Origin of the sequence: Rhizobium sp. SU303 (genome assembly GCF_021052345.1) — a bacterium.
GTDB lineage: Bacteria > Pseudomonadota > Alphaproteobacteria > Rhizobiales > Rhizobiaceae > Rhizobium > Rhizobium laguerreae.
In genome coordinates, this window is sequence record NZ_CP088095.1 from 2211813 (window position 1) to 2238395 (window position 26583).

A 26583-nucleotide genomic window follows, 5' to 3' on the forward strand; every position below is an offset into this window, starting at 1 on the left:
CCTCAAGCCTCCGGAGCCACGTAGCGCGGGAAGACCGGCGTCGGCGCTTCGAGCGCCGTTCCGGCAACGAGACGGCCGGCTTGCCCAAGAGCGGCGAAGTCGCGCTTGTCTGCAGGTGCTGCGACCAGATCGAGCAGCTTGGCCGATGATTCCGGCATGAAGGGCTGCAGCAGAATGGCGATCTGGCGCACCACTTCGGCGGTGACATAGAGCACCGTGCCCATGCGCTCCGGATCGGTCTTCTTCAGCGCCCACGGCGCCTGGCCGGCGAAATAACGGTCGGTCTCGGAAACGACCGAAATGATCGAGGCGAGCGCCCGGTGGATCTGCTGCTTGCCCATATCCTCGCGGGTCGAGGCATGCAGCGCGTCGACCTCAGCCAGCATCGCCTTGTCCTCGTCGCTGAGCGCCCCGCATTCCGGGATCTTGCCGTCGCAATTCTTGACGATCATCGACAGCGAGCGGCTGGTGAGATTGCCGATACCGTTGGCCAGGTCCGAGTTGATGCGGGTGCCGATCGCTTCTTCGCTATAGCTGCCGTCCTGGCCGAAGGAGACTTCGCGCAGGAAGAAGTAGCGCACCTGGTCGAGGCCGAAATGGTTCACCAGATTGACCGGATCGACGACGTTGCCGAGCGACTTCGACATCTTCTCGCCCTTGTTGAGCAGGAAGCCATGGGCAAAGACCCGCTTCGGCAGCGGCAGCTTCGCCGACATCAGGAAGGCCGGCCAGTAGACAGCGTGGAAGCGGATGATGTCCTTGCCGATGATGTGCACGTCGGCCGGCCAGTATTTCGCCAGCGGGCCGTTCCTGTCCTCGATGTAGCCGGTCGCGGTGATGTAGTTGGTCAGCGCGTCGACCCAGACATACATCACGTGGGCGGGATCGTTCGGGACCTTGATGCCCCAGTCGAAGGTCGTGCGCGAGACCGAGAGGTCCTTGAGGCCCGACTTGACGAAGGAGATCACCTCGTTGCGGCGCTCGGCCGGGCCGATGAAATCAGGGTTTTCCTCGTAATGGGCAAGCAGCTTCTCCTGATATTCGGAGAGCTTGAAGAAATAGCTTGCCTCTTCCACCCACTCGACAGGTGTGCCCTGCGGCCCGTAGCGCACGCCGTCGGCGCGCAGCTCCGTCTCGTTTTCCTGGTAATAGGCCTCGTCGCGCACCGAATACCAGCCGGCATAGCTGTCCTTGTAGATGTCGCCATTGTCGGCCATCAGCTTCCAGATGTTGCGCGACGTCTCGTGATGGCGCTCCTGCGTGGTGCGGATGAAGTCATCGTTCGAAGCGTTGAGCAGCGTCGCCATCGCCTGGAACTCGCCGGAGTTGCGGTCGGCGAGCGCCTGCGCGGTGATGCCCTCGGCGCGCGCCGTCTGCTGCATCTTCTGGCCATGTTCGTCGGTGCCCGTCAGGAAGAACACATCCTTGCCGTCGAGGCGCTGGTAGCGCGCCATCGCATCCGTCGCGATCAGCTCATAGGCATGGCCGATATGCGGCTTGCCGTTAGGGTAGGAAATCGCGGTAGTGATGTAGAAGGGTGTCTTGTCTGTCATGGCGGCCAATGTCCGGCTAACTCTATAAAAATGGTCAGCCGCTCTTAGCGCATGTCACCGTCAAGCGAAACCTCAACTTTCCAGTTGTCGATGATTTACGGCACGATAGCGTCCTGAACTTGACTCAGCTTCTCGCCCAATCTACCCGTCTTGGGAAAGAGGGCAGGACAAGAACGAAGTGCGAGTTTTCATCTACCGGAATGGTCGTGGCCGGGCGTCGTCAGGGGCGCTTGCTTGACATTCGAGCCGCTCTATTCGCTTTCCGGCCTATTCGTCGGCGCCCTCGTCGGCATCACTGGCGTTGGCGGCGGTTCGCTGATGACGCCCCTGCTGGTACTGCTCTTCGGCGTCCATCCCGCCACTGCCGTCGGTACCGATCTTCTCTACGCGGCAATTACCAAGACGGCCGGCACCGCCGTTCACGGCATGCATGGGCGCGTCAACTGGAAGATCGTCGGCAGCCTCGCAGCCGGCAGCCTGCCGGCCGCCCTGCTGATGCTCTGGCTGCTGGCCGGGGTCGATCGCAAAAGCATCGGCGTGACCAACACGATCACCACGGCACTCGGTTGGCTTCTCGTCATGACCGCGATCATGCTGGTCTTCCGAGGCCCGATCCTCGAACTAGCGCGGCGCGCCATCGGCGATCGAACGCCGCCAAAGCCGACGACCATCCTCGCCCTCACCGTCATTCTCGGGTTCGTTCTCGGCGTCCTCGTCACCTTGACCTCGGTCGGCGCCGGCGCGCTGGGGGTGACGATCCTGCTGGTCCTCTATCCCAGGCTCGATGTGCGCGAGATCGTCGGTTCCGATATCGTCCACGCGGTACCGCTGACCTTGATCGGCGGCACGGGCTATTGGCTGATCGGCGAGATCGACTGGCCGATGCTGCTTGCCCTGTTGATCGGCTCTATCCCCGGTATCATCATCGGCAGCCTTCTGGCGCCGAAGCTGCACGAACGCACCATCCGCATCGTCCTCGCCGTCACGCTTGCTGTCGTCGCATTGAAGCTGTTGACCGGCTGATCAGAGCAGGGTGCCAAAAGTGTCATCGGTGACGCGCTTTAAAGGCCCGGCTGCTTGATATCGGCGAGAATGCTGATGATCGTCTGCTTGCGGTCGAGGTTGTAGCCATCCGAAATGGTGAGCCGCTCGGTGATCTCGGAATAGAGCCGCGCCAGCCGATCCGCTGCGGCGATCTGCCCCTCGCCGGCCGCCGAGCGCGCCCGGTTCATGATGTCGTCGCCGACATGGCTGACGAAGAAATCGAAGATCGTGTCGCTTTCCCGACCCGAAAGCGCGTCGGCCAGCCGATGCATCGCCTTGCGGGCCGTCGGCCCCTCCGCGGAAAGCATCTCGTCATAAGCGGCGATGATCTCGCCGCCGCCGTAGTTCAGGAGTTTCAGTGCCTCGCCGACGCTGCCCTTGGCGGCCGAAAGCACTGCTCCACCCTCGCCCGATATGCCGAGATGAGCAAGAGCCGCGACGAGTTCATCATCGGCAAGCGGCGACAGTTTCAGCGGCAGGCAGCGCGAGCGGATCGTCGGCAGCAGCCGTCCCGGCGCATGCGAGAGCACCAGGAACAGCGCCCGTTTCGGCGGCTCTTCCAGAATCTTCAGGATGGCGTTGGCCGCATTGCGGTTCATGTCGTCGGCCGGATCGATGATGACGATCCGCCAGTTGCCGGTGCCAGATGTCTGCGAGAAGAACTTGCCGGCGCGACGCACCTCGTCGACTGTGATCGCCGATTTCACCTTGCCGGTCTTTTCGTCCACCGGCCGGGCAAGGTGCAGCAGATTATGCGAGGCGCCCGACGCGATCTGCCGGCTGACGGGAGAGGCTGGATCGGGATCGCCGATCGTCTCCGGCGCTGTCTCGGGATTGGAATGCGAGAGCACGTGATTGGCAAAGCGGAAGGCGAGCGTCGCCTTGCCGATGCCCTCCGGCCCCTCGATCAGGATGGCGTGGTGGCCCTTGCCGGACCGATAGGACTGCGCAAGGAAGGCTTCAGCCTCCGCATGTCCGAACAGCCTGGTGTTTTCCCCTGGCCAGATGGCGCCGTCGAGCAGTCCGGGCCTATCTTCACTCATACCGGGCCTCATTCATGATGGGCGGCTTCCGGCATTCGGGCACGGCCTGCCGGCGACAGCAGCTGTTTGACGATCGCCAGGATCTCGGCGGCGATCGCCTCCTCCGTCTGCATGGCGTCGACGACGTGGCAGCGCTCCGGCTCGCGGGCGGCGATATCGAGAAAGGCCTCGCGCCGTTTCTCGTGCGTTTCCAGCCGCTCCTTCTCGAAGCGATCGGGACCGTCGGCAGCAGCCCTCTTCTGCGCCCGCTCCAGCCCGACCTTGGCGGGGATGTCGAGGATCACGGTGCAATCCGGCATGACGCCGTTGATGGCGATGCGCTGCAGCGTCTCGATGAAGTCGGGCTCGAGATTGCCGGTGATGCCTTGATAGACGCGGGAGGAATCCATGAAGCGGTCGCAGAGCACGACCTTGCCTGCGGCCAAGGCCGGCCGGATCACCTCTTCGACATGGTCGTTGCGCGCCGCTGCAAAAAGGATCGCCTCCATCCGCGTGCCGAAGGCTTCGGCAGCACCCGACAGCAGCACGTGGCGCACGGCTTCGGCGCCCGGCGATCCGCCCGGTTCGCGCGTCATCAGCACGTCATGACCTTCGCCCTTCAGCGCCTCGGCGAGGCGGCGGATCTGCGTGGATTTCCCAGCGCCTTCCCCGCCTTCAAACGTAACGAACAATCCCGTACTGGATGACAATGACAACTTCCCGCATTCCAGGCGCCGCACGCGCCCCGCTCCTTCTATCTATCCGAAGATATCAGGGAGGAAAACCTTTCGCCGCGGCGACATATTCACCTTTCCCGGCAAATTGTACCAGAAATTGGGCGTCAGACGGGCGCGGGCTTGTCCCAGAGCCAGGAGAAGAACAGCGATTCGCCGAGTTCCAGCATGGCATCGACCGCCCGGCTGCTGAGCGAGCCCTCGCCGACTGCCTGCACCGTATAGAGCGGCACCTCCCTGAGCAGCCGGCTGCCTGCGAAAATCCTGAGCGTTCCCGCCTGGGTATCCGGCTTGACCGGCGCCGTCAGCGGCCAGCGATAGATGATGCGCGCCGACAGCCGGTCGGGATTGCTGATCGGAATATAGACGCTGACCGGCGCCTTGGCGACGAGATCGATGGTGCGCGCCGTGCCGCCATAGACGCTGGCGGCGCCGATCACTTCGTTGTCGCCGAAGATCTGCCGGTTCTCGAAGGCCGTCAGCCCCCATTCGAGTACGCGCTTGGCCTCCTCCGTCCGCTCCTTGTCGGAAGCGATGCCGGCAAGCGCCAGAAACAGCCGCCTGCCGTCGCGTTGAACCGAAGCGACGATCGAATATCCCTCGCCCTCGGTAAAGCCGGTCGCAAGCCCATCGGCGCCGAGATCGAGCCCGAGCAGCGGGTTGCGGTTGCGCTGGAAAATCTTGTTCCACTCGAAATCCGGCTGCGCGAAATAGGGGTAAAGGTTCGGATAGGATTGCTGAAGGGCGGCGGCGAGCGTCACCATCTCGCGTGCCGTCACCTTGCTCTTGCCGTCGGGAAGGCCGGTGGAATTGCCGAACTCCGCCTTCTCCATGCCGAGCTCGCGGGCACGCCGCGTCATCGACCCGGCAAATTGCTGCTCGCTTCCGGCCATGCCCTCGGCGAGGATGATGCAGCTGTCATTGGCGCCCTGGATGGCGACACCCTTGATCAGGTCCTCGACGCGCACGCGTGATTTCAGGCTGGCAAACATCGTTGCCGTCCGCGACGGCGCGCCGCCTGTCCGCCAGGCATATTCGGAAACGGGATATTCGGTGTCGAGCGTGATCTGGCCCTTGGTCACCGCGTCGAAAACGAGATCCATCGTCATCAGCTTGGCGAGCGAAGCCGGCGAAAAGCCCTGATCCTCGTTCTTGGCGAGAAGCACCGTGCCGGTGGTAGCCTCGATCATATAGGCCTGCGCCGCCTTGGTGGCGAAACCGGCGGCACCGCCATCGGCTGCAAAGGCTCCGGTGGCGAACGGCATCAGGCATGCAAGCAGGCGAAGCGCGGGCTTCAGCATCGCAATTTCCACTTATGGAGCGGCGTATGTCGGGAGGTTAGAGCGAGGGGGAATCCGATGCAATGCCATGCTCAGCGCGCGGCGAACTTTGCCTGCTGGCGCTTGGCCGAGGCAAGGATGGACTCTTGGGTCAGCCCGTCATTGCGCACCATCACCGCGTCGAAGGCGAGATCGACGGTCACCGTCTTCACCTCTTCGTTCTGGTAGCCGAGCGCCAGCGAATTCTGGGGCCGCTCGTAAGGCATCGGACCGATCTCCGGCAGCACGACCATCTGGTCCATCGCCTGAGCGCCATTGTTGAAGGACGGCGCTGTTGGCGCGACCAGAACATGGGCAGCCGGTGCCTGAGCGGTTGCTGCGGCGCCTGCCGCATTGTTGTGGGCGCTCGGCGTCGAGCCGGCATAAGAGGTGGCCGACCTCGGCACCGGCACGTTGGCCGGCGTCTCGTAGTCTTCCGAACTCTGCAACTGGTCGCGGGTGATCTTTCGGCTGTTGGAGGCGACCATCACGCCGGTTGCGATCTGGCCTTCTGGGTTGACGCCGGGAATGCGGCTGCCCTTCGGCGCGTAGGAGGCCATCAGATAGGGCATGTCGTGGCCGTCCATGCGGGCGCGGCCGACATATTGCACGCGCACCTTGCCGGTGCCACTGTGCTGCAGATCCAGCATATCGGCCGTCTTGTTGGAAAGATCGATGATGCGGCCTTCGTGATAGGGACCGCGATCATTGACGCGTACGATGACGGAAGAACCACTTTCGAGATTGGTGACGCGCGCATAGCTCGGCAGCGGGAAGGTTGGATGTGCGGCGGAAAGATGCATCTGGTCGTAGACTTCGCCGTTCGCCGTCAGGCGCCCATGAAAGGCAGAGCCATACCAGGAGGCGACGCCGACCTTGTTATAAGCAAAATCTTCCTTCGGATAATACCACTTGCCCTTCACCTCGTAAGCGTTGCCGACGATGTAGCGGCCGCCGCCCTTCGGGATATTGTTGCCGGTGGCGACCCGCGGGCTCGCCTTCACGCCATATTCGGATTCGGAGAAATATTCTTTGCCGTGGGATTTTTTCTTCGGCACCGCCTGCGTCGTGCCGCAAGCCGCAACCGTCGCACACATCGCCGAGATCGCCAGCCACCGTGCTGTCGTTGCGAAAGACGCCGCCCCGTAATCCAGTTTCATATGCCCCACGCCGCTCAAAGATCGTTATGGTTAAAGGAACCCTGCCCCATCCTGGGGCAATAGCGCCTTATTCCCGCCCGCCTAACGAGGCTTTAATCTTGCTAAGTTCGTGGCAAATTTACGAACGATTTCGCAGCGATAGCGACAATTCTAATGATTATGGTTTATAAATCACTAACGAAAACCCTTTCCGCCTGCCCTTCCGCCGCCGCAATGAGGCCCGAAATCATCGTGCCGATGCGGGGCATATGGTGAACATCCGGGCGCTTCCGGACGCCCCCAAAGCGCCATACCGAAACACGGCCGGCGCGTATTTGATATGCCGCAGCGGTGCGGCTCTTCCTTCAGTATGGGAACGAATTGTCCGCCGCGGGCTTTGAAGGTTTAGACCTTTGGAGGATCACCATGAAGCATGAAACCCTGTCGCGGCTCGATACGATCAGCCAGCAGTTGCACGCTCGATCTCGCGCGCTTTCCCAGCCGGATAAAGACAACGACATCGCAATCCTGATGTCGGCCCTCGCCGTGACGATGGAGGCGGTTCGATCCCTCGGCGAGGATATGAACCAGCTCAACGGCCCGAAGGGCCTTGGATCTGACGGAAGCCAGGTTTCTTAAGTCTCCGGTTGTAGGCCACCTCATCATTGCAGTGCCAGCTGAGCTTCTACCATTGAGAGGCCAGCGGTTTTGCTTACGGCGGTGACCCCGGTCGAAATGCGCATAATCTGCGCGGGAGATGCGCGTGGCATTCCAGTAGCAGCCGCGTGGGGCAGATCTGCGTTGGACAATTCCCCGTTAAACTTCCGTTTTGGACCAGGAACTTAGTTTCATCGTGCTCATAACGCAGGCGCAGCAAGCTCAGCCTCCGGCGTCTGATTATCCTCGAACGATATCCATGGCCAAGGCAACTGCCCCTAAGTGCAATAGCGCGGATATTCGAATGCGTTAGGTTGCTTTCTGACGCCAAAATCTCTGTGACAGTTAGGGAGGCATGAGATGAGCGATAAAACGGGAAAGACGGAACTCAATAGTACCCGGCGCCAAATCCTGCTGGGCGGCGGCTCGGCAATCGCATTAGCGGCATTCTGTCCGGTCGCCAGCATTCCGGCGCTTGCCCAGGCAGGAGCAAAGAAGCCGAATATTCTTGTGATCTTCGGCGATGACATCGGCTGGTGGAACACCAGCGCTTACAATCGCGGGCAGATGGGATACCAGACGCCAAATATTGACCGTATCGCCGACGAAGGTGCGATCTTCACCGATCTCTACGCGCAGCAATCCTGCACGGCGGGGCGAGCGGCCTTCATTACTGGCCAGAGCTGTTTTCGCACGGGGCTGCTCAAAGTCGGGCTTCCCGGAGCCAAGGAGGGTCTGTCTGAGAAGGATCCGACGATCGCCGAATTGCTCAAGCCACAAGGATACGTGACCGGCCAATTCGGCAAGAATCATCTCGGTGATCGCAACGAATTTTTGCCGACCGTCCACGGCTTCGATGAGTTCTTCGGCAACCTCTATCACCTCAATGCCGAAGAAGAACCGGAGAACCCTGATTACCCGAAGGATCCACAGTTTCTCGCAAAATTCGGACCGCGTGGCGTGTTGAAATGCAAAGCGAGCGAGACAGACGATCCGACCGAGGATCCGCGTTTCGGAAGAGTAGGCAAGCAGACGATTGAGGATACGGGGCCGCTCACCAGAAAACGCATGGAAACGGCTGACGAGGAATTTCTCGGCGCTGCCAAGGACTTCATCGACCGCAGCGCCAAAGCCGAAAAGCCGTTCTTTTGCTGGTTCAACTCGACCCGGATGCATATCTATACGCATCTTAAAGCGGAGTCGAAAGGCAAAACGGGCCTGGGGATCGTTGCCGACGGCATGGCTGAATTCGACGGTATGGTTGGCCAGCTGCTCGACCAGCTCGACGAACTTGGCATCGCCGAAAACACCATCGTTGTCTGGACGACCGATAACGGTGCGGAGGTGTTTTCCTGGCCTGATGGCGGCACAACGCCGTTTCATGGCGAAAAGAATACCAATTGGGAAGGTGGTTACCGCGTGCCTGGGATGGTGCGCTGGCCGGGCGTTGTCAAACCGGGAACCGAGATCAACGAGATTGTTTCCCACGAGGATTGGCTGCCGACCTTGGTTGCGGCAGCCGGCGAGCCTGACATCGCAGCCAAGCTTCTGACCGGCTATGAAGCGGCCGGCAAGACATTCAACGTGCATCTTGACGGCTACAATCAACGCAAACTGCTTGACGGCACAGGGCCTGGCGCGCGCAAGGAGTATTTTTACTGGACTGATGACGGAAGCCTGGCAGGATTGCGCTACGACCGCTGGAAGCTGGTGTTCATGGAACAACGAGCAGAAGGGTTGGACGTGTGGCAGGATCCTCTGATCACACTGCGATTTCCGAAATTAATTGATCTGCGCGCCGATCCGTTCGAAATTGCCCAGCATGCAGCGGGAGACTATGCAAGATGGCGCGTAGAACATGCCTTCGCGCTGGTTCCGGCCCAGGCATACGTGGCCAAACATCTTCAAACCTATGTAAAATATCCGCCCCGCCAGTCGCCGGGCAGCTTCTCGATGGACCATGTGCTTGAGAAACTCCAGCGGGGTGGCGGACAGTGATCAGACGTTGACGAAGGCCAGGATGGCGCCGTTAATGTTCGGCGGCATCCCGACTATGATCGGAAAAAGATCGATGAATGCGAATGAGAACGGACAAGCGACGACTATCCTCCAGCGAGCCAAGCACGAGATAAAGGAGTACGCCTTCCTCTGCGCCTATCTCTATGTCTGCTTCGCGGCAATCCTCCTCTACAAAATGGCCGTCCTCGGTAGTCAGGGTGTGGAATTTCTTGTGTTCGGCATACCCGCGATCAAGGCTCTCATTCTCGGAAAGTTCATCCTGCTCGGTCATACGATCGGCCTCGGAGAGCGGTCCGGCAGTTCGAGACTCGTCGGCGTCGTGGCCTACAAGGCGGCACTCTATCTGTCGCTGATCCTCGTCATGTCGCTTGCTGAAGAGTGCGTCGTTGGGTTCCTTCATGGCCGGGCACTCTCGGTTGTGATCGGCGATATAGCCAGTCGGCTGCCCGAGCTCCTGGCCATGAGCGCAATCATGCTGTTGATCTTGATCCCTTACCTGGCATCGAGGGAATTGGGAGTGGCACTCGGCAAAGGAAGGCTTTGGAGTCTGTTTTTCGCACATCGCGAGGTGCAGTAATTGCGGGCGAAGGCCGGCAAAGACGAGTTCTCTTCCAGACGTTGATGACGGCAACCAGCCGGGGTCAATTGCGTGAAGGTCTTTGCGAATAAATGACCAGTGAAGGTCGAATGCAAGGCGAAGCCATGTTGGAACCACCGATTGTGAAAGCGCGTGCGAGCGGTCGTATGTTATGGATCCCCGGCGGCGATTTCCTGATGGGCTCGGATCGCCACTATCGGGAGGAAGCCCCGGCGCACAGCGTTCGTGTCGATGGGTTCTGGGTGGACACATGCCCGGTGACGAACCGGGATTTTTCCGCCTTTGTCGAGGCGACCGGCTATGTCACCACGGCGGAGCGGCCGGCCAACCCGGCTGACTATCCGGGTGCCATCATGGAGATGCTGGCACCATCATCAGTCGTTTTCATCAAGCCAAAATCGCCCGTTGATCTGACGAACCACTACGACTGGTGGAAATATGTGCGCGGAGCAAACTGGCGGCATCCGCGAGGGCCGGCAAGCACGATCAAGGGCTTATTGGAGCACCCGGTCGTCCATGTCACCTTCGACGACGCACAAGCCTATGCGGCCTGGGCCGGCAAGGAACTGCCAACCGAAGCAGAATGGGAGTTTGCCGCACGCGGGGGGCTTGAGGCGGCGGACTACGTATGGGGAGAGGAAATGTTGCCCGGCGGTCGGCATATGGCCAACACCTGGCAGGGCGAGTTTCCCGTCCAAAACAGTCGGGAGGACGGTTTCGAGGGCACATCTCCCGTGGGGAGCTTTCCGGCCAACGGCTACGGTTTGTTCGATATGGCCGGCAATGTCTGGGAATGGACGACCGACTGGTATCAAGAGCATGGCATGATCGACAGCCCGTGCTGCACGATCTCGAATCCTGTCGGCGCTGAACTCTCCAACAGCTATGATCCGCGCCAACCGCAGATCAGCATTCCACGCAAAGTCATGAAGGGCGGCTCACATCTTTGCGCGCCCAATTATTGCCGCCGTTACCGGCCGGCCGCACGCATGGCGCAACCCGTCGATACAGCAACTTGCCATCTAGGCTTCCGATGTATTGTCCGCTCATAATGCAACAGCGAGCCGCTGATTTCACTGGCTGAGGGATTCAAATCGGAGATAGACGGCTTCGTCGGCTACAAACGGCTGTGCTGCCCCAATAGGGACACCTGGTTGCCTCCGCCGCAATTCACGGAAAGATGCGCGCGAAGCGCTCATCTCCGACATGATCGGAAGTGGTGTGCCGCACCTACCCTGCCGGTGGACGGTACCGAACCGACTTCGCCTTTTCCAAGGCCGCGATCGTATCCTCGACGCTGAGGAGGACGGTGGTCTCCATAGAGCTGAGCGCGCCTCCTGCGCCGATCGCAAGTGCGACAGCCGCCATCGATACGTTGTCAGGCGCCTCCCACAGATTCCAACCATCATGCTCGCCGAAGGCGTACCAGAAGCCATGGAGCTTTCCGCCCACAGATTCAATGTAACTGCGTGCCGCCTCTCGGCGATCCTCGGGGTTTTCGATCATCCGCGCCCAGGTCTCGGGCGTGTAGCTGAAGCGCGTGAGATACATTGCCATGGTTTGTTTCCTCCGCCAGAACAACACAGTAAACGCTCAAGCCGGGGAGAACGCCAGTCATTTCCAATGAGCGGAACGGGCCTCCTCAGCTCACGCTCGAATTTGTTCTACGTCATGCCAAGGAGGCGGGCAAATGCTGCAGGGCACGTTGACGCTGCTATCAAAGCTGCTAAAACGCCAGCCATCGACTGATTGGGTCGCAAATCGGTAGCAACGACCGGTTCGCAGAAATCGACAAAATGTGGATTTCTCGACCTTTTCAATCAGATGGAAGAGTGTCCGAGTGGTTTAAGGAACCGGTCTTGAAAACCGGCGTGCGGGAAACCGTACCGTGGGTTCGAATCCCACCTCTTCCGCCATATGCCGAAAATTTGCACGAGATCCATCCGTCATCGCAATCGTCGAGAAGGTTGGCCTTCCCTGAGGGCAATAGATGAGTTTCACGCCCCCTCCTTTGCGTTGACGATGAGATGATATACAGGCAGCAACAGGACGCGACTGCCATTAACTTAAGAATGGGGTCGGGCGGCAGATTGACGTCACGTCGCTGCCACGAGATCACGTGGCCGTCCTCTGGTCGGCGTCCGCGCAGCTTGACCCTGCATGAGAGCAGCAGTCGCCCATCTCGACTGATTTGATATTATTGGGGCTCCAACGACAAGGGAAATGATTTTGTCGGCAGCGCCCCTAAGTCTTCAGGTTTCCAATTTGGTATGCCCGGCGTCTTAAGCGGCTCAACAAGCGCGAGGCTCGTTTTATGATCGTTCAAGCTTGCATCAACGGCGCGCGGCCGAGCGATTTTCATCCCCTCCTTCCGCTGACGATCGATGCCATGGTGCGTGATGCCACGGCTTCGGTCGCAGCCGGCGCTGCGGAGCTCCACGTCCATCCGCGCGGAGCCGATGGCAAGGAAAGCCTTGCCGCCGTCGACGACACTGTCGGCGCGATCGGCCGTGTCTGTCCGGGAACGCTGATCGGCGTATCCACCGGCGCCTGGATCGAAGGCAATCGGGAGAAAACGAGGGAGGCCATCCGCCGCTGGTCCGTTCTGCCGGATTATGCCTCGGTGAACCTGTCGGAAGACGATGCGCCCGGTGTCATGCAGCTGCTCCGGCAGAAGGGTGTCGGCATTGAAGTCGGACTGGCATCGGTCGCCGATGCGGAGCGCTACATCGGCCTCGATGATCATGAGCGGGTCTTTCGCGTGCTCATCGAGCTCGATGACGAACAGGATTTGCAGCGCGCATGCGGCATCGCGGACGGCATTATCAAGGTGCTCAGGGATAGCCGGGTCAATCGGCCCATTCTTCTGCACGGTTTCGACGACACCGTCTGGCCCTTCGTCAGGTTGGCGCGCGAGCGGCGCTACTCCACCCGTATCGGCCTGGAAGATGGCAAGCACCTCCCGGATGGGACGATTGCCAACGACAATGCCGCGCTGGTCACTGCGGCCGTCGCGATCTTCCGTGGCCACGCGATCTGATCCCGATATGTCGGCGGCCAGGCGGCAGTTCGGAATCTCTTCGGCGCCATCGGCCGGCATCGTCAAGGCGCAGAATGTTTCGAAATAGGGACTCGGCGAAGTCGAGGATTCACCGAGCAGCCCTCACGAGAAGTATAAGTATATCAGGACGCCAATAGAACCCCAGAAGATAACCGGCGTCAGTATCATCCCCGCAACGATGATCTTAGTCACAGTAAAACTCCGAATATCTCCACACATGCCGCGAGAACCTATCGCATTGACCGAGAGTTGCTATGGGCACGAAGTCCGAGATGGAATCGGACCTTGGTCTGAGCTTCGCTCGCGCGGCGACCAGTGCCGGACTCAACTCTCCCCGAGCGCTCGGCGTCGATAAAACCCGGCCGCGATGGCGAGCGCGGCGATAACCAGTGCTGCCGCGACGGCGAAGGTCGTCCGCATGCCTGAGGCAACGGCCTCGGGATGCGCCACTGTGATATCGGGTGTTCCCGAAGAGAACGCGAAGACGGCGCCCATCACGGATGCGCCGGTAATCAGCCCGAGATTGCGCGACAGGTTGAGCATGCCCGAGATGACGCCCCGCTGGTCCGGTCGGACGTCCGCCATGACGGCAGTGTTGTTGGCCGCTTGAAACAGCTGATAGCCGGGTGTCAGCATGGCAATGGCGGCGATGTAGCCTGATATCCCGGGAAGCATGGCCATGGCGACGGAGCCCGCCGCCATGGCGAGGAGCCCCGCGACGACGACGAATGGTGCGTCCAGACGGTCGACCAGGCGACCGGCCGGGACCCCGCTCAAGATGGAGATGACGGGGCCGATCGACATGACGATACCGACGAGCGCTTGATTGAGTCCGAGCGCATGGGAAAGGTAGAACGGCGCCACCACCAGCGTCGCCATCATCACAGTCGACACCAGCGCGTTCATCACCAGGCTGGCGGTGAGCACGCGATTGCGGAACACCGTCAACTGGATCAGCGGTGATGCCGCTCTCGCCTCGGCGAAGACGAACAAACCGGTGCCGAAGACGGCGGCCGAGAGCAGAGCGATGTTCAGCGGCCCAAAGCGACCGTGCCCGATCGTCATCGCCAGCGCATAGGCCGAAAGCGTCAGCGCAAACAGCAGTGTGCCCGCCATGTCGAAGCCCTTCCGATCCGTCTTCCCCTTACTGATATCGGCGGGCAGATGGCGATAGGCGAGAAAGAAGGTCAGAACGCCGAGCGGCACGTTGACGAGAAAGATTGCCGGCCAGCCAGGCCCGGCGATCAGCAGGCCGCCGAGCGAGGGCCCAAGAGCGGTGCCGATCGCTGACATCGTTCCGAGCAGCCCCATGGCGCTCCCGGTTCTTTCCTTCGGCACCGTTTCACCGACAAAGGCCATGGTCAGAGCCATCATGATGGCCGCACCCAGGCCCTGCACAGCGCGCGCGGCAATCATCAGCCATAACGTCGGCGCGACGCTGCAGAGGACCGAGGCCAGCGTGAAGAGCAGGATGCCGATGAGCAGCAGCCGGCGGCGGCCGGTGATGTCGCCGAGCCGTCCGACGCTGACGATCAGGGTGGTGATGGCAAGGAGATAGGCGAGAACGATCCACTGCACGTCCTGGAAGGCCGCATCGAACGCCTGCGCCAGGCTCGGCAGGCCGACATTTGCGATGCTGGTGCCGAGTGACGGCAGCAACATCGAGAGGGAAAGACTGGCAAGCGCCCATCGTACGGAGGGTGCCTGTTCGGCGATGGCCTCGCTTCGCTCTGCAATGATCGATTTCACCCCGTGAACTCCGTTTTCTCTTAGTTCCCCGAATGGAACTGGTGAAAACCTAGTCCTCTGCTTGATATGGCGGAAGGCGCATGCTTTGCACTTAATTCATGCGTCTGACGCCACATCACGATGAAAGCGTGTTATACTTGATGCATGTCGACGCCCGATCTCAACCTTCTTGTCACCCTCAATGTGCTGCTTGCCGAAGGCAGCGTTGCGCGTGCGGCGGAAAGGCTGCGGCTCAGCCCGTCGGCAATGAGCCGGGCCTTAGCGCGATTGCGCGAAACGACGGGCGATCCGCTGCTGGTGCGCGCCGGCCGCGGCCTCGTCCCCACGCCGCGCGCGCTCGAACTGCGCGAGCGGGTCGGCCGGATTGTCGAGGACGCGCAGGCGGTCCTGCGTCCTGCTGAGGCGCTTGACCTTCAACGCTTGGTTCGGACGTTCACGCTGCGCACCAGCGAAGGTTTTGCCGAGAGCTTCGGGCCTGATCTCATCGCCCGCCTCGGCCGGCAAGCGCCCGGTGTGCGGCTGCGCTTCATGCAGAAGCCGGACAAGGACAGCGCCCCGCTTCGCGATGGGACCGTCGATCTGGAAACCGGCGTCGTCGGCGGGACGACCGGGCCGGAGGTGCGGGCGCAGGCCTTGTTCCGCGATCGTTTCGTCGGCGTCGTGCGCTTGGGGCATCCGCTTTGCGAGCGCGAGATGACGCCCTCCCTTTATGCCGCCGGCCAGCACATCTACGTCTCGCGGCGCGGGCTTGATAAGGGACCGATCGATGAAGCCTTGAACGCGCTCGGGCTGGAACGACAGATCGCCACCATCGTCAGCGGTTTTTCCACAGCGCTGCAACTTGCCTGGAACTCCGATCTGATCGCCAGCGTGCCCGAACGGCACACCGAAGCCTTGCGCGCGGGAATGCATAGTTTTCCCCTCCCCGTCCCGACGCCTGAGATCACGGTGTCATTGCTCTGGCACCCCAGGATGGATGCCGATCCCGCGCATCGCTGGCTGCGCGGCTGCGTTCGGGACGCCTGCACGCGAGCTGATTGAAGGGCTGTGTAGGATCTGAGGTCAGGCCGATTGATCCGTTCGTATTGACTATCCTGCGTCGCCATGATTTCCCGTCCGGGATCACCAAGCGGGGACATTATGACCGACATCATTGTAAGGGACAGCAACGGAAGCCAGCTTCACGACGGCGATTCCGTGACGCTGATCAAGGACCTCAAGGTCAAGGGAACCTCAGAGACGCTGAAGCGTGGAACGCTGGTCAAGGGCATTCGCCTGACGGACAATCCAGGCGAGATCGAGTGCAGCACCAAGCAGGTCAAAGGCCTCGTGCTGAAAACCGAGTTTTTGAAGAAGGCATAGGATCTGCCTCGCCCGCGATGCTGGTTGTCGATGCATCGTAAGGCCTGCCCAATCAATCGGCTTTCACCGCCTCCTGCGGCACTTCCTCGGTGATCACCTCGAAGCGGGAGAGCGTTGCCGGACCGAAGGCTGTCGACATGGCGACGTCGGTGGCGTCGCGGCCGGTTCCCATCAGGATCCGGCCGATGCGCGGTGTGTTGTGGCGGGCGTCGACCGTATGCCAGTGGCCGCCGAGAAAGACCTCGAACCAGGCGCTGAAATCCATCGGATTGGGATCGATCGGAACGCCGATATCGCCGAGATAACCGGTGCAATATCGTGCCGGGATATTCATGCATCGGCAAAGCGCGATGGCGAGATGAGCAAAGTCGCGGCAGACGCCCGCCTTGTCGGTGAAGCCGCCATGCGCAGTCCTGAGGACGTCGGCCTTCAAGTAGTCGAAGGTGATGTGATCATGGACGAAATCGCAGATCGCCTGGACGCGCGGCCAGCCGAGCGGCGTCGACGAGAACCTGGCCCAGGCGAAATCTGCAAGCCTGTCGGTGTCGCAGTAACGGCTGCCGAGCAGGAAGACCAACACATCGTCCGGCAGGTCATTGATCGCATGCTGGACGGCATCGTCGGGAACGATGTCGGGCTGGCCGCTGTCGTAGATCTCGAATTCCGTGGAGATCGTCGTCAGCCCCGGCGGGGCGACGATCCGGCTGCAGGCATTGCCGAATACATCAGTATAGCTCCAGGCCTCGATCGGCCGGTCGAATGTCAGGGTCTGATCGCTGAGAAGATCGGCGCGACGGGAGGGATGGATATTGAGGACGAGCAGCATCGGCGTCGGCTGCGTGCATTCATAGCCCAGATGAAACCCGGCGCGTATCTTCATGGTGGCTTCCTTATCGCGTCTCCGCAAAAGTGGAGGTGAGTATGGAACGTTGATCGCGCTACCCGGTTCCGTGGCCGCGGGACTGTCACTGCGCGGCCGGTTCGGGGTAATCAAGATTACCCGAGAAACCCAAGATTACTTCGTGGTGACGTTGACCTGCACCGTCATGCTGTCGAAATCCTTCCCATCCCCGTCATAGCTGCCGCTCAACGGAACTGCCTGGCGCGGATCGCGGGCAACCGCGACACGAATGAGATCGCGGTTGCCGACGATGCCGTTGGTCGGATCGAACTCCGTCCAGCCGGCGCCTGGAAGATAGATCTGGCACCATGCGTGCGTGGAACCGCCGCCGAGCACGGTCGAACCGTCCCGGTCGGGAACATAGACATAGCCCGTGACGAACCGCGCCGCGAGGCCGAGGATGCGTGCCGCCTCCATCATCAGAAGCGCAAAGTCCCGGCAGGTGCCGGAGCGAAGCTGCAGGGTCTGCACCGGCGTCTGCGTGCCATGTTCATGGCGCCGCGCATAAACGAAGCTTTCGCGGATGGCGTAACAGAGCGTCATCAGAAGATGCCCGGTCTCCGTCGGACGCCCCTGGCGGACGAACTGGCGCGCCCAGCGTCCGACCTCGTCGTTCGGGTCGGGGTAATGGCGCTGCATCGCCGGCGTCAGATCGGCGATCTCGTCCTTGTCGTAGGAGAATGGATAGGTCAGAGCCGCGTCGTCGACCTTGAGATCCAGGGCGACCTGGGGCGTATGATCGAGCGTGATCCAGGTTTCGAAACGAAGTTCAGACGCCGGCCTCGAAAAATCGACGAGCGCCACGCAATTGCCGAAAACATCATGGATCCAGCGCACATGACTTTCCTCAGGATAGATCGTCAACGACGCCTCCATCAGCCGCTGGTCGAAACTGTCGCGCGGCCGGAACATCAAACGATGCTCGCCGAAATCGACGTCCCTGACGTAACGATAGGACGTGATGTGGCGGACGGAGAAAATCGTCATAAGCCGCCGTCGAATCTGTTCAATTTTCTGCTCCAAGGCGGAAATGCCGCCTCTCCTCTGCGGAAGCGCCCTGCCGGCTTTCCCGCTCATCCCGATTTCTTGTCATATAAGCACGTTCGAAAGATTGCTATTGTATCTTCACCGATCGACGGCAGGGCCGTCCAACCTAAGAGGATAACATGCATATCATCTGGGACGTTCTGACGCTTCTGCTGACAATCGGCTCGCTCTATGGCGGTCGCGAATACCGGATTATTCGCGCTCGTGCCCGCGCTCAGAACTGGGGCAACTTCTGATTCGATCCGTATATCTCCGATTCGATTCCGAATCATGGCCGCATCGGTCGTTGCCGGTCGCCGTTACGTCGAATGACGTAAAGTCATGCGCTTAAGAAAATGCTGTATTAGTTGAGGCGGAGTCTATCCGTCCATTCTCCCTGTTAGTCCTAAGCCCGCCTCACCCCAGGCGGGCTTTTTTATTCCATCGCCTGCATCACTTCTTGGCGCCGGCCGAAAGCACCCGATGTGTCGCATTGTCCATGGCGTGGCTCGCTTCCTGGCCATCCTTCTTCAACCCGTATGCGGTATTGCCGCAGCCGGAAAGTGTCAGCAGGCAGATACAGGCGATGGCGATTGCAGCACTTGGCATCAATTGTTGTCCCCGAATGAAAAGGTGATCAAGGGAAGATGACGCATTCTTCGCCAAAATCAATCCGCAGGCGATGAGCGCGCAACGCGCGACATGGAACTCGGTGACGACACAGGCGTTTACGGGAGCCATCTAACCGGGGTTAACAACATGGACTACCAGATTGCCTTCGCCGCGACGGTCGCAACAGCGTCCTTCCTCGTCTTCATGCTGATCGTCCACCGGACCTGATTCCCCCGCGCCAAACGGATTGGCCCTAAGCCGCGCGATCACTGAAACCGGTGCTGACCGCGTTCCGCGGCATCATTTGCGATCCGGAGAGATGGCAACATCAGTTTCCGCCTCGACAGCAAGGCGGAAAATGGAAGGTCTGAAGGGTCTAGATCGCAGATGATCCGTCAACAACACGGGAAAAGTGCAAAACAAAAAATTCAACATCCGCAAGTATTTTTACTCTCTTCGATGTACTTAATTTTAATTAATTGCCAAGCTTAACTATCCGTTAACAATATTGTTGCGCTCCCTCCGCTTCCGCTTATGCTTTTTACGCAAAAGGGGAGAGGAAAGATGTTTAGCAAGAGCCTGATTATGCCGTTGGGCTTCGCCATGCTCGCCATTGCTGGCCTATTGTTTCAGATTATCACCCACGCACTGCACTCTCCGGTCACCCTGCTGCAGCCGTGAGTCACATAAGTTGCTGAACCCGCAAGCAATCTCAGTAACTGGGAGTGGAACTTCCTTTCATTTCGTGCATTCTGTGACTCGTTTTGCCAGGAGGGAGATAACCATGGAAGACGCAGGCGTGGGTTGGATTGCAGCCATCATTATCGGCGGTGTCGCCGGTTGGCTGGCGGAAAAGGCCATGCGCAGCAGCATGAGCCTGCTCATGAACATATTGCTCGGCATCATCGGCGCTATTGTCGCCAACTGGGTCCTGGGTCTGTTGAACATCCAGCCGCTCGCCGGTTGGCTGGGTTATCTGATCACCGGGTTCGTCGGTGCCTGCATCTTGATCGCGATCGGGCGTGTCATCCGTCGCTGACTCGGTCGCGATAGCTGGCCTCGGGCGCCTTGCCGGTGGTCGGAAATATTAAAAGCCGGGCGTTCATGGCGTCCGGCTTTTCCTTACCCCGAATTCCCGTTCAGCGACGGCTGAGCAGGCCGAACACGTAGGCAATGCCTGCCGTCACGGCGAGTGCCACGAGCGGCTCTTCGCGCACCTTGTCGCGCAGCCGTTCCGTCATCAGCGACGCCTCGTCGGTCACCGCCGACTTCGCCCCCTGCCCCAGCGCGACCACGCTTTCCGACAGTCGGGAGAGATCGTTGCGAAGGGCTGCGACCTGCGCCGACAGATCGTCTGCTGCAATATCAGCCTTGACGCGCGCAGCGGTGGATTCGGCGGAAGCGGTTTTCAATTCTGCCATGGTCTGCTCCTGTTTCATGGGATGCCGCTTCAACGAAATGGCGGCCCGAAAGGTTCCGCCGCAACCGATCTTTTGTTCGCCGCAAAGCCGCCGCGGCCGAGCGGCCGCCTTGTGCAGCTTTTCGCGCGACAAACCCTTCATTTCCTGTCGGGTTTGTTTTAAGGAACGTCGAATGTCCGCCCGCGCGCGGGTTAATGATACTGCGAGGTTTGCGTTTCTATGTTCCATATCCTGAGAAGAGCTGCTCAGACCTGGGTTGCCAAGCTCCTCCTGCTTCTGCTCGTCGCGTCCTTCGGCGTCTGGGGCGTGTCGCATGAGCTGCTGTCAGGCGGCAACAGCACCACGGTCGTGACCGTCGGCGATCAGCATGTGGACGTCAACGAATTCCACCTCGCCTATCAGCGCCAGGTGGCAAGCCTCAGCCAGCAGTTCGGCACGCGCCTCACCCCCGAGCAGGCCCGCGCCTTCGGCGTCGAGCAGCAGGTGCTCGCCCAGCTCGTCGCCGGCGCCTCGCTCGACCAGCTCGCCGAAGACATGAACCTCGGCCTTTCGGAAGATCGCCTCGCCCAGCTGATCGCTGACGATCCGGCTTTCAAGGCCGTCAATGGCCGGTTCGACCGCGAGCTCTTCATTTCGCGCCTGCAAAATGCCGGCATCCGTCAGGACGATTACATCAAGGAGCGCAGCAAGGTCGCTGTCCGCAGCCAGGTGGTCGATGCCATCTCCAACGGCTTCACCGCACCGAAGACACTGGTGGACGCCCTGAAGCTCTATGGTGACGAAAGCCGCAGCATCGAATACCTGCTGCTCACCAATGCCAATATCGAGCCGATCAAGGCACCGGCCGACGACGTGTTGGCGACGTGGTTCGAAGGCGTCAAGCAGCGCTACCGGGCGCCCGAATACCGCAAGCTCGTCTATCTCAAGCTGCAGCCTGCCGATATCGCCGATGCCGCGACCGTCACCGACGACCAGATCCACGAAGCCTTCGACAAGAGCAAGGATACCTATCGCACGCCGGAAAGCCGCACCATCGAGCAGCTAACCTTCGCCAGCAAGGATCTCGCCGCCGCTGCCGAAACGGCGCTGAAGAGCGGCACCAGCTTCGACCAGCTGGTTTCCGACCAGGGCAAGACGGCAAGCGACGTGCTGCTCGGCGAGTTCACCAAGGACAAGGTTCCCGACCAGGCCGTTGCCGATGCGGCCTTTACGGTTTCGCGCGATGGCGGCACCACGCCTGTCGTCGATGGCTCCTTCGGCCCCGTCATCCTGCGCGTCACCAACATCAAGCCGGAAACGGCGAAGAATTTCGACGAGGTGAAGGAGGATATCCGCAAGCAGCTGGCGCTCTCCAACGCCTCTCAGGAAGTGATCAACGTTCATGATCGCATCGAGGATCTGCGCGCGGGCGGTTCGACGCTCGAGGATATTGCCGGCCAGCTGAAGCTCACCGCCGTGACTGTCGATGCCGTCGATATGACCGGCGCCGACAAGGATGGCCAAGAGGTCAAGGATATCCCAGCCAGGCAGCAGCTGCTCGGCGAAGCCTTCAAGACCGAGGTCGGCGTCGATGCGCCGCCGCTGCCGATCGGTAACGACGGCTATGTCTGGTTCAACGTCCGCGAAATCACGCCGGACCGCGACCGCCCGGTGGCCGAAGTGCGCGAAAAGGCCGTCGAGGACTGGACGGCGGAGCAGCAGAAGGCCGAGCTCGCCAAGAAGGCCGAAGCATTGAAGGCCGAGGCGAAGAAAGGCACTGCCCTTGCCGATATCGCAACGCCGCTCGGCATTGCCGTCGAAAGCAAGAGCGGTGTCACCCGCTCCACCGATGATGCAGTCCTCGGCCGCGCCGGCGTCACAGCCGCCTTCTCGGGTCCGGTCGACACGGTCGCGAGTGCTGTCGGCGCCGATCCCTCGACGCAGATCCTGCTGAAGGTCACCGAGGTCAACACCCAGCCGACCGGCGAAGTGCTGAACAATCGCGATGCCCAGATCACCGCCATGGCCAATGCCGCCGGCGACGATATTCTCGATCAGATGGTCAACCTGCTGCAGACGCAGTACGGCGCTCAGATCAACCAGACGCTCGCTGAACAGGCGACGGTCCGCTAGGAGGCTTTATGACCGATCTGAAGCCGTTCCTGGCCAAGGCCGCAAGCCGCGAGCCGCTGACGCGTGACGAGGCCCGCGCCGCCTTCGACATCCTGATGTCGGGCCAGGCGACGCCCTCGCAGATCGGTGGCTTCCTGATGGCGCTGCGCGTGCGCGGCGAAACCGTCGACGAGATCGTCGGCGCCGTCACCGCGATGCGCTCGAAGATGCTGACTGTCGAGGCGCCGGCCGATGCAATCGACATCGTCGGCACCGGCGGCGATGCCAGCGGCACCTACAATATCTCGACGCTGGCGGCGCTGATCGTCGCCGGCGCCGGTGTGCCCGTCGCCAAGCATGGCAACCGGGCGCTGAGTTCGAAATCGGGCGCAGCCGACAATCTGGCCGCACTCGGCGTCAAGCTCGACGTCGGTCCCGAGATCATCTCCCGCTGCATTGCCGAGGCCGGCGTCGGCTTCATGTTCGCGCAGATGCATCATTCCGCCATGCGCCATGTCGGCCCCTCAAGGGTCGAACTCGGCACGCGGACGATCTTCAACCTGCTCGGACCGCTCTCCAATCCGGCCGGCGTTCGCCGCCAGCTGCTCGGCGTCTTCTCGCCGCAATGGCTGGTGCCGCTTGCCGAAGTCATGCGCGATCTCGGCTCCGAATGCGTCTGGGTCGTCCATGGCGACGGCCTCGATGAGATCACCACCACCGGCATCACACAAGTCGCGGCACTCGAAGACGGCAAGATCCGCACCTTCGAGCTCTCGCCCGCCGATTTCAGCGTCAGCCCTTGCGTGCTCGCCGACATCAAGGGCGGTGACGGCGTTGCCAATGCCGCAGCGCTTCGCGAGGTGCTCGGCGGCGCCAAGAATGCGTATCGCGATGTCTCGCTCGCCAATGCCGCCGCCTCGCTCGTCATCGCCGGCAAGGTCGAAACGATCCGCGACGGCATGGCGCTTGCCACGCAGTCGCTGGATAGCGGTGCGACCGCGCTCGCCCTCGACAAACTCATCGCCGTTTCCAACGATATCGACTAGGATTGTTCGATGACCGATATCCTGAAGAAGATCGAACTCTACAAGCGCGAGGAGATCGCCGCTGCCAAGGCGGCAGTGTCGCTTGCCGATCTCAAGGCAATGCAGGCCGGCCAATCCGCGCCGCGCGGCTTCCACAAGGCGCTTATTGCCAAGCATGATGCCGGCCGCTTCGGCCTGATCGCCGAGATCAAGAAGGCGAGCCCCTCGAAGGGCCTCATTCGCCCGGATTTCGATCCGCCGTCACTGGCGAGCGCCTATGAGGCCGGCGGTGCCGCCTGCCTGTCCGTACTGACCGACAGGCCGAGCTTCCAGGGCGCACCGGAATTTCTGACAGCCGCCCGCGGTGCCTGCACGCTGCCGGCGCTGCGCAAGGATTTCATGTTCGAGACCTATCAGGTGCACGAAGCCCGCGCCTGGGGCGCCGATTGCATCCTGCTGATCATGGCCTCGCTGTCGGACGACGAGGCCGAACGCCTGCAGGACGAGGCCTTCGCCCTCGACATGGACGTGCTGGTCGAAGTCCACGACGCCGAGGAGATGGAGCGGGCGCTAAAACTCCCCTCGCCGCTCATCGGCATCAACAACCGCAATCTGCGCACCTTCGAGGTCAGCCTCACCGTCAGCGAGGCGCTTGCCCCCATGGTGCCTGACGACCGGCTGCTGGTCGGCGAAAGCGGCATCTTCACCAACGCGGATTGCAAGCGCCTGCAGGCCGTCGACATCAATACCTTCCTTGTCGGCGAAAGCCTGATGCGCAAGGAGGACGTCGCCGCCGCCACCCGCGCTCTGCTCTTTGGCGAAGCCGCCATCGCGGCCGAATGATATGAGCGGCGCAAAGCCCGGTCTGACCCATATCGGTGCCTCCGGCGAGGCGCATATGGTCGACGTCTCCGACAAGGCTGAGACGGTGCGCATCGCCATTGCCGAGGGCCATGTGAAGATGGCGGCGGAAACGCTCGCGCTCATCCGCCAAGGCAATGCCAAGAAAGGTGACGTCATCGGCACGGCGCGCCTTGCCGGCATCATGGCGGCAAAACGCACCGCCGATCTCATCCCGCTCTGCCATCCGCTGATGCTGACGAAGGTCACGGTCGAGATCGCGGAAGATGCCGCCCTGCCCGGTCTGCGCGTTACGGCAACCGCCAAGCTCACCGGCAAGACCGGTGTGGAGATGGAGGCGTTGACCGCCGTCTCGGTCGCTTGTCTGACGATCTACGACATGGCCAAGGCGGCCGATAAGGCAATGGAAATCGGCGGCATCCGGCTTCTTGAAAAGTCAGGCGGAAAATCCGGCGATTTCCGTCATCCGGAGGCAAGATGAACCTTCTCCCGGTCGCCGAAGCGTTGAACCGCTTGCTCTCTCGCGCAAGGCCTGTCGCGGCGTCCGAGACGCTGCCGCTTGCCGAAGCTGAGGGCCGCGTCCTGGCCGCCGATCTGACCGCCGGCCTCACCCAGCCGCCCTTCAATGCCTCCGCCATGGATGGCTATGCGCTACGCCGCGAAGACGCGCCGGAGCCGGGCGCCGAGCTGAAGGTCATCGGCACGTCTTCCGCCGGCCACGGCTTCGAGGGAAGCGTCGGCCAGGGAGAGGCCGTCCGCATCTTCACCGGTGCGCCTGTTCCGCCAGGTGCGGACAGCGTCCTGCTGCAGGAGGATGCGGAGAAGATCGAGGGCGGCATCAGAACCAATTTCCCTGTGCGGCAGGGCCAGCATGTGCGGCCCCGCGGCCAGGATTTCGCCGAAGGCGAAGCGGTGCTGTCGGCCGGCACCGTGCTCGATTTCTCGCGGCTGACGGTCGCTGCCGGCATGAACCGGCCTGATGTCGAGGTGCTGCGGCGCCCGCTGATCGCCATCCTTGCAACCGGCGACGAACTGCTACCGCCCGGAAGCACGCCCGGCCCTTCGCAGATCATCGCATCCAATACGTTTGGTATTGCAGCCCTTGCCCGCAAAGCCGGCGCCGATGTGCTCGATCTCGGCATCGTGCCTGACGACAAGGCCAGGATCACCGCGGCGATCGACACGGCGCGGGACGCCAAGGTCGATGTGATCGTCACCCTCGGCGGCGCTTCGGTCGGCGACCATGATCTGGTGCAGGCCACGCTGATCGAAGCTGGCATGCAGCTCGATTTCTGGCGCATCGCAATGCGCCCCGGCAAACCGCTGATGGTCGGCAGCTTCGGCGAGACGCATGTGCTCGGCCTGCCCGGCAATCCGGTCTCCAGCCTCGTCTGTTCGCTGCTCTTCCTGGAGCCGCTGATCCGCAAGCTCGCCTCCCTGCCACCGGTGCAGCGCGAGGTAACGGTAGGGGCAGCCGTCACGCTGCGTGCCAACGACCACCGGCAGGACTATATCAGGGCGAAACTTTCGAGATCCGCCGCCGGCCACTGGCTCGCAGAACCCTTCGGCAAGCAGGATTCCTCAATGATGAAGGTCTTCGCTGCCGCCGATTGCCTTGTCATCCGCCCGCCGCATGCGCCGGAGGTGCCGGCCGGAGCGCCCTGCCCGGTCATGCTGTTGCGGCCCGACCTCCTGGCATAGTCTCGCCGTCAGCTTTGCCGGAGAGCGCAAAGACGCCCGCCTGCACCGCACCGCCGCCAGTGCCCCCGCCAAAATCCGCAACTGCATGGGTGGCGATTCGGCTGAGTTCGCCCTGCGGCAGATAGGCCCGCTCGGGATCACCAATCAGCACCTCGATGCCAGAGGCTTGGCAACGCCGCAGGAAGGCCATAACCCGCAAGGCAAGTGAGGGATCGTAGAACAGATCGCCGACAACAAGAAGATCGGTCACCGGTGGCGACTCCTCGATGATATCGGCGGCGACGGCCGCGATGTCGACGGCGTTGATCGCCGCGTTGAGACCGATCGCGACAATGGCATTGGCATCGATGTCGATAGCGGTCACCGTAGCTGCTCCGGCCTTCGCCGCGGCAATAGCCACGAGCCCGGAGCCGGCGCCGAGATCGAGCACCCGGCGACCGCTCACCATTTCCGGTCGATCGAGCAGATGGCGGGCAAGCACCGCGCCGCCGGCCCACGGATAGGCCCAGTAAGGCGGCGGATCGGCCTCTCCGCGGCCGGCAAGCCGCCAGAGCCCGCTCGCGGGCCCTGCCGTATGGAGCAGGATCTCGGGGACAGCGGGAACCGGTGATATCGGCAGGTTGGCCTTGATGAAGGCGGTCGGGTCGGGAGTCGGCATACCGGGGCGTTTCATCGAGGTTTGCTCCTG

General features: G+C 61.5%; 27 protein-coding genes and 1 tRNA gene. 16 read left to right on the forward strand and 12 right to left on the reverse strand.

Features of this window, described 5'->3' with window-relative positions; all coding sequences use genetic code 11:
* Positions 1-2: 2 nt before the first annotated feature.
* A complete protein-coding gene (gene metG, locus RlegSU303_RS11105) occupies positions 3-1553 on the reverse strand; it encodes a methionine--tRNA ligase (RefSeq protein ID WP_131718500.1) in 1551 nt (516 codons plus the stop codon).
* A 234-nt stretch (positions 1554-1787) separates the two neighbouring features.
* Here metG and RlegSU303_RS11110 point away from each other — a divergent pair, with 234 nt between their 5' ends.
* Complete coding sequence (locus tag RlegSU303_RS11110; protein ID WP_017960508.1) at positions 1788-2576, forward strand: sulfite exporter TauE/SafE family protein; 789 nt, start codon at positions 1788-1790, stop codon at positions 2574-2576.
* Positions 2577-2614: 38 nt separating this feature from the next.
* Here the strand turns inward: RlegSU303_RS11110 and RlegSU303_RS11115 are convergent, their stop codons facing one another.
* The 4 genes from RlegSU303_RS11115 to RlegSU303_RS11130 all read right to left on the reverse strand — a co-directional run bounded on the left by RlegSU303_RS11115 (position 2615) and on the right by RlegSU303_RS11130 (position 6832).
* Positions 2615-3640 carry a DNA polymerase III subunit delta' gene (locus tag RlegSU303_RS11115; protein WP_094085936.1) on the reverse strand — a complete coding sequence of 342 codons (1026 nt, stop codon included), beginning with the start codon at positions 3638-3640 and terminating at the stop codon, positions 2615-2617.
* A gap of 8 nt (positions 3641-3648) precedes the next feature.
* Positions 3649-4329, reverse strand: coding sequence for a dTMP kinase (gene tmk / locus RlegSU303_RS11120; protein ID WP_094085935.1), 681 nt, complete (start codon positions 4327-4329; stop codon positions 3649-3651).
* A gap of 131 nt (positions 4330-4460) precedes the next feature.
* Entirely contained in the window at positions 4461-5654 is a 1194-nt protein-coding gene (locus RlegSU303_RS11125; RefSeq protein ID WP_131718501.1) for a D-alanyl-D-alanine carboxypeptidase family protein, read from the reverse strand.
* 71 nt (positions 5655-5725) lie between these two features.
* Positions 5726-6832 carry a septal ring lytic transglycosylase RlpA family protein gene (locus tag RlegSU303_RS11130; RefSeq protein WP_131718502.1) on the reverse strand — a complete coding sequence of 369 codons (1107 nt, stop codon included), beginning with the start codon at positions 6830-6832 and terminating at the stop codon, positions 5726-5728.
* A gap of 405 nt (positions 6833-7237) precedes the next feature.
* Between RlegSU303_RS11130 and RlegSU303_RS11135 the strand changes: the two genes are divergently transcribed.
* The 4 genes from RlegSU303_RS11135 to RlegSU303_RS11150 all read left to right on the forward strand — a co-directional run bounded on the left by RlegSU303_RS11135 (position 7238) and on the right by RlegSU303_RS11150 (position 11137).
* Entirely contained in the window at positions 7238-7450 is a 213-nt protein-coding gene (locus RlegSU303_RS11135; protein ID WP_131718503.1) for a hypothetical protein, read from the forward strand.
* A 378-nt stretch (positions 7451-7828) separates the two neighbouring features.
* Positions 7829-9466 carry an arylsulfatase gene (locus RlegSU303_RS11140; protein WP_094085932.1) on the forward strand — a complete coding sequence of 546 codons (1638 nt, stop codon included), beginning with the start codon at positions 7829-7831 and terminating at the stop codon, positions 9464-9466.
* Positions 9467-9539: 73 nt separating this feature from the next.
* Positions 9540-10064, forward strand: coding sequence for a hypothetical protein (locus tag RlegSU303_RS11145; RefSeq protein WP_017960516.1), 525 nt, complete (start codon positions 9540-9542; stop codon positions 10062-10064).
* A 110-nt stretch (positions 10065-10174) separates the two neighbouring features.
* Complete coding sequence (locus tag RlegSU303_RS11150; RefSeq protein WP_131718504.1) at positions 10175-11137, forward strand: formylglycine-generating enzyme family protein; 963 nt, start codon at positions 10175-10177, stop codon at positions 11135-11137.
* A 178-nt stretch (positions 11138-11315) separates the two neighbouring features.
* Here RlegSU303_RS11150 and RlegSU303_RS11155 read toward each other — a convergent pair whose 3' ends face one another.
* Positions 11316-11642: a GYD domain-containing protein gene (locus tag RlegSU303_RS11155; RefSeq protein ID WP_017960518.1), complete on the reverse strand. Its 327-nt coding sequence runs from the start codon at positions 11640-11642 to the stop codon at positions 11316-11318.
* A gap of 269 nt (positions 11643-11911) precedes the next feature.
* Between RlegSU303_RS11155 and RlegSU303_RS11160 the strand changes: the two genes are divergently transcribed.
* Positions 11912-12001, forward strand: a tRNA-Ser gene (locus tag RlegSU303_RS11160).
* A gap of 398 nt (positions 12002-12399) precedes the next feature.
* Complete coding sequence (locus RlegSU303_RS11165) at positions 12400-13125, forward strand: 3-keto-5-aminohexanoate cleavage protein (protein WP_131718505.1); 726 nt, start codon at positions 12400-12402, stop codon at positions 13123-13125.
* Between the two features lie 345 nt (positions 13126-13470).
* On the opposite strand, the gene RlegSU303_RS11170 is transcribed toward RlegSU303_RS11165, so the two are convergent.
* Positions 13471-14895 (reverse strand): MFS transporter, encoded by a 1425-nt coding sequence (locus RlegSU303_RS11170; RefSeq protein ID WP_017960520.1) that lies wholly within the window; start codon positions 14893-14895, stop codon positions 13471-13473.
* 144 nt (positions 14896-15039) lie between these two features.
* On the opposite strand from RlegSU303_RS11170, the gene RlegSU303_RS11175 reads away from it, so the two are divergent.
* The gene (locus tag RlegSU303_RS11175) at positions 15040-15936 is read left to right on the forward strand and encodes a LysR family transcriptional regulator (protein ID WP_131718506.1); all 897 of its coding nucleotides are present in this window, start codon (positions 15040-15042) and stop codon (positions 15934-15936) included.
* Positions 15937-16035: 99 nt separating this feature from the next.
* Entirely contained in the window at positions 16036-16257 is a 222-nt protein-coding gene (locus RlegSU303_RS11180; protein ID WP_017960522.1) for an alkylphosphonate utilization protein, read from the forward strand.
* A 52-nt stretch (positions 16258-16309) separates the two neighbouring features.
* Here RlegSU303_RS11180 and RlegSU303_RS11185 read toward each other — a convergent pair whose 3' ends face one another.
* The 3 genes from RlegSU303_RS11185 to RlegSU303_RS11195 form a co-directional block, all read right to left on the reverse strand.
* The gene (locus RlegSU303_RS11185; RefSeq protein ID WP_017960523.1) at positions 16310-17137 is read right to left on the reverse strand and encodes a transglutaminase-like domain-containing protein; all 828 of its coding nucleotides are present in this window, start codon (positions 17135-17137) and stop codon (positions 16310-16312) included.
* A gap of 135 nt (positions 17138-17272) precedes the next feature.
* Positions 17273-18145 (reverse strand): transglutaminase family protein, encoded by an 873-nt coding sequence (locus tag RlegSU303_RS11190; protein ID WP_131718507.1) that lies wholly within the window; start codon positions 18143-18145, stop codon positions 17273-17275.
* 492 nt (positions 18146-18637) lie between these two features.
* Entirely contained in the window at positions 18638-18793 is a 156-nt protein-coding gene (locus RlegSU303_RS11195; RefSeq protein ID WP_131629926.1) for an entericidin, read from the reverse strand.
* A 93-nt stretch (positions 18794-18886) separates the two neighbouring features.
* Between RlegSU303_RS11195 and RlegSU303_RS11200 the strand changes: the two genes are divergently transcribed.
* Together RlegSU303_RS11200 and RlegSU303_RS11205 are read left to right on the forward strand one after the other, a co-directional pair.
* Entirely contained in the window at positions 18887-19024 is a 138-nt protein-coding gene (locus RlegSU303_RS11200; protein WP_017960526.1) for a hypothetical protein, read from the forward strand.
* 556 nt (positions 19025-19580) lie between these two features.
* Positions 19581-19835: a GlsB/YeaQ/YmgE family stress response membrane protein gene (locus tag RlegSU303_RS11205; protein ID WP_017960528.1), complete on the forward strand. Its 255-nt coding sequence runs from the start codon at positions 19581-19583 to the stop codon at positions 19833-19835.
* 100 nt (positions 19836-19935) lie between these two features.
* On the opposite strand, the gene RlegSU303_RS11210 is transcribed toward RlegSU303_RS11205, so the two are convergent.
* Positions 19936-20217: a hypothetical protein gene (locus tag RlegSU303_RS11210; RefSeq protein WP_026158696.1), complete on the reverse strand. Its 282-nt coding sequence runs from the start codon at positions 20215-20217 to the stop codon at positions 19936-19938.
* 219 nt (positions 20218-20436) lie between these two features.
* Here RlegSU303_RS11210 and RlegSU303_RS11215 point away from each other — a divergent pair, with 219 nt between their 5' ends.
* Genes RlegSU303_RS11215 through RlegSU303_RS11235 form a run of 5 tightly spaced genes read left to right on the forward strand, consistent with a single transcriptional unit; the run spans position 20437 to position 25895 of the window.
* Complete coding sequence (locus RlegSU303_RS11215) at positions 20437-22329, forward strand: peptidylprolyl isomerase (RefSeq protein ID WP_131718508.1); 1893 nt, start codon at positions 20437-20439, stop codon at positions 22327-22329.
* Positions 22330-22337: 8 nt separating this feature from the next.
* Positions 22338-23354 (forward strand): anthranilate phosphoribosyltransferase, encoded by a 1017-nt coding sequence (gene trpD, locus RlegSU303_RS11220; protein WP_094085928.1) that lies wholly within the window; start codon positions 22338-22340, stop codon positions 23352-23354.
* 9 nt (positions 23355-23363) lie between these two features.
* Positions 23364-24176, forward strand: a complete 813-nt coding sequence (gene trpC / locus RlegSU303_RS11225) for an indole-3-glycerol phosphate synthase TrpC (RefSeq protein ID WP_131718509.1) — start codon at positions 23364-23366, stop codon at positions 24174-24176.
* Between the two features lies 1 nt (position 24177).
* Complete coding sequence (gene moaC, locus RlegSU303_RS11230) at positions 24178-24675, forward strand: cyclic pyranopterin monophosphate synthase MoaC (RefSeq protein ID WP_131718510.1); 498 nt, start codon at positions 24178-24180, stop codon at positions 24673-24675.
* Positions 24672-25895: a molybdopterin molybdotransferase MoeA gene (locus RlegSU303_RS11235; RefSeq protein WP_131718511.1), complete on the forward strand. Its 1224-nt coding sequence runs from the start codon at positions 24672-24674 to the stop codon at positions 25893-25895. Before moaC ends, RlegSU303_RS11235 begins: the two co-directional genes overlap by 4 nt.
* On the opposite strand, the gene RlegSU303_RS11240 is transcribed toward RlegSU303_RS11235, so the two are convergent.
* The gene (locus RlegSU303_RS11240; RefSeq protein WP_131718512.1) at positions 25864-26568 is read right to left on the reverse strand and encodes a class I SAM-dependent methyltransferase; all 705 of its coding nucleotides are present in this window, start codon (positions 26566-26568) and stop codon (positions 25864-25866) included. The genes RlegSU303_RS11235 and RlegSU303_RS11240 overlap by 32 nt on opposite strands.
* Positions 26569-26583: the final 15 nt, after the last annotated feature.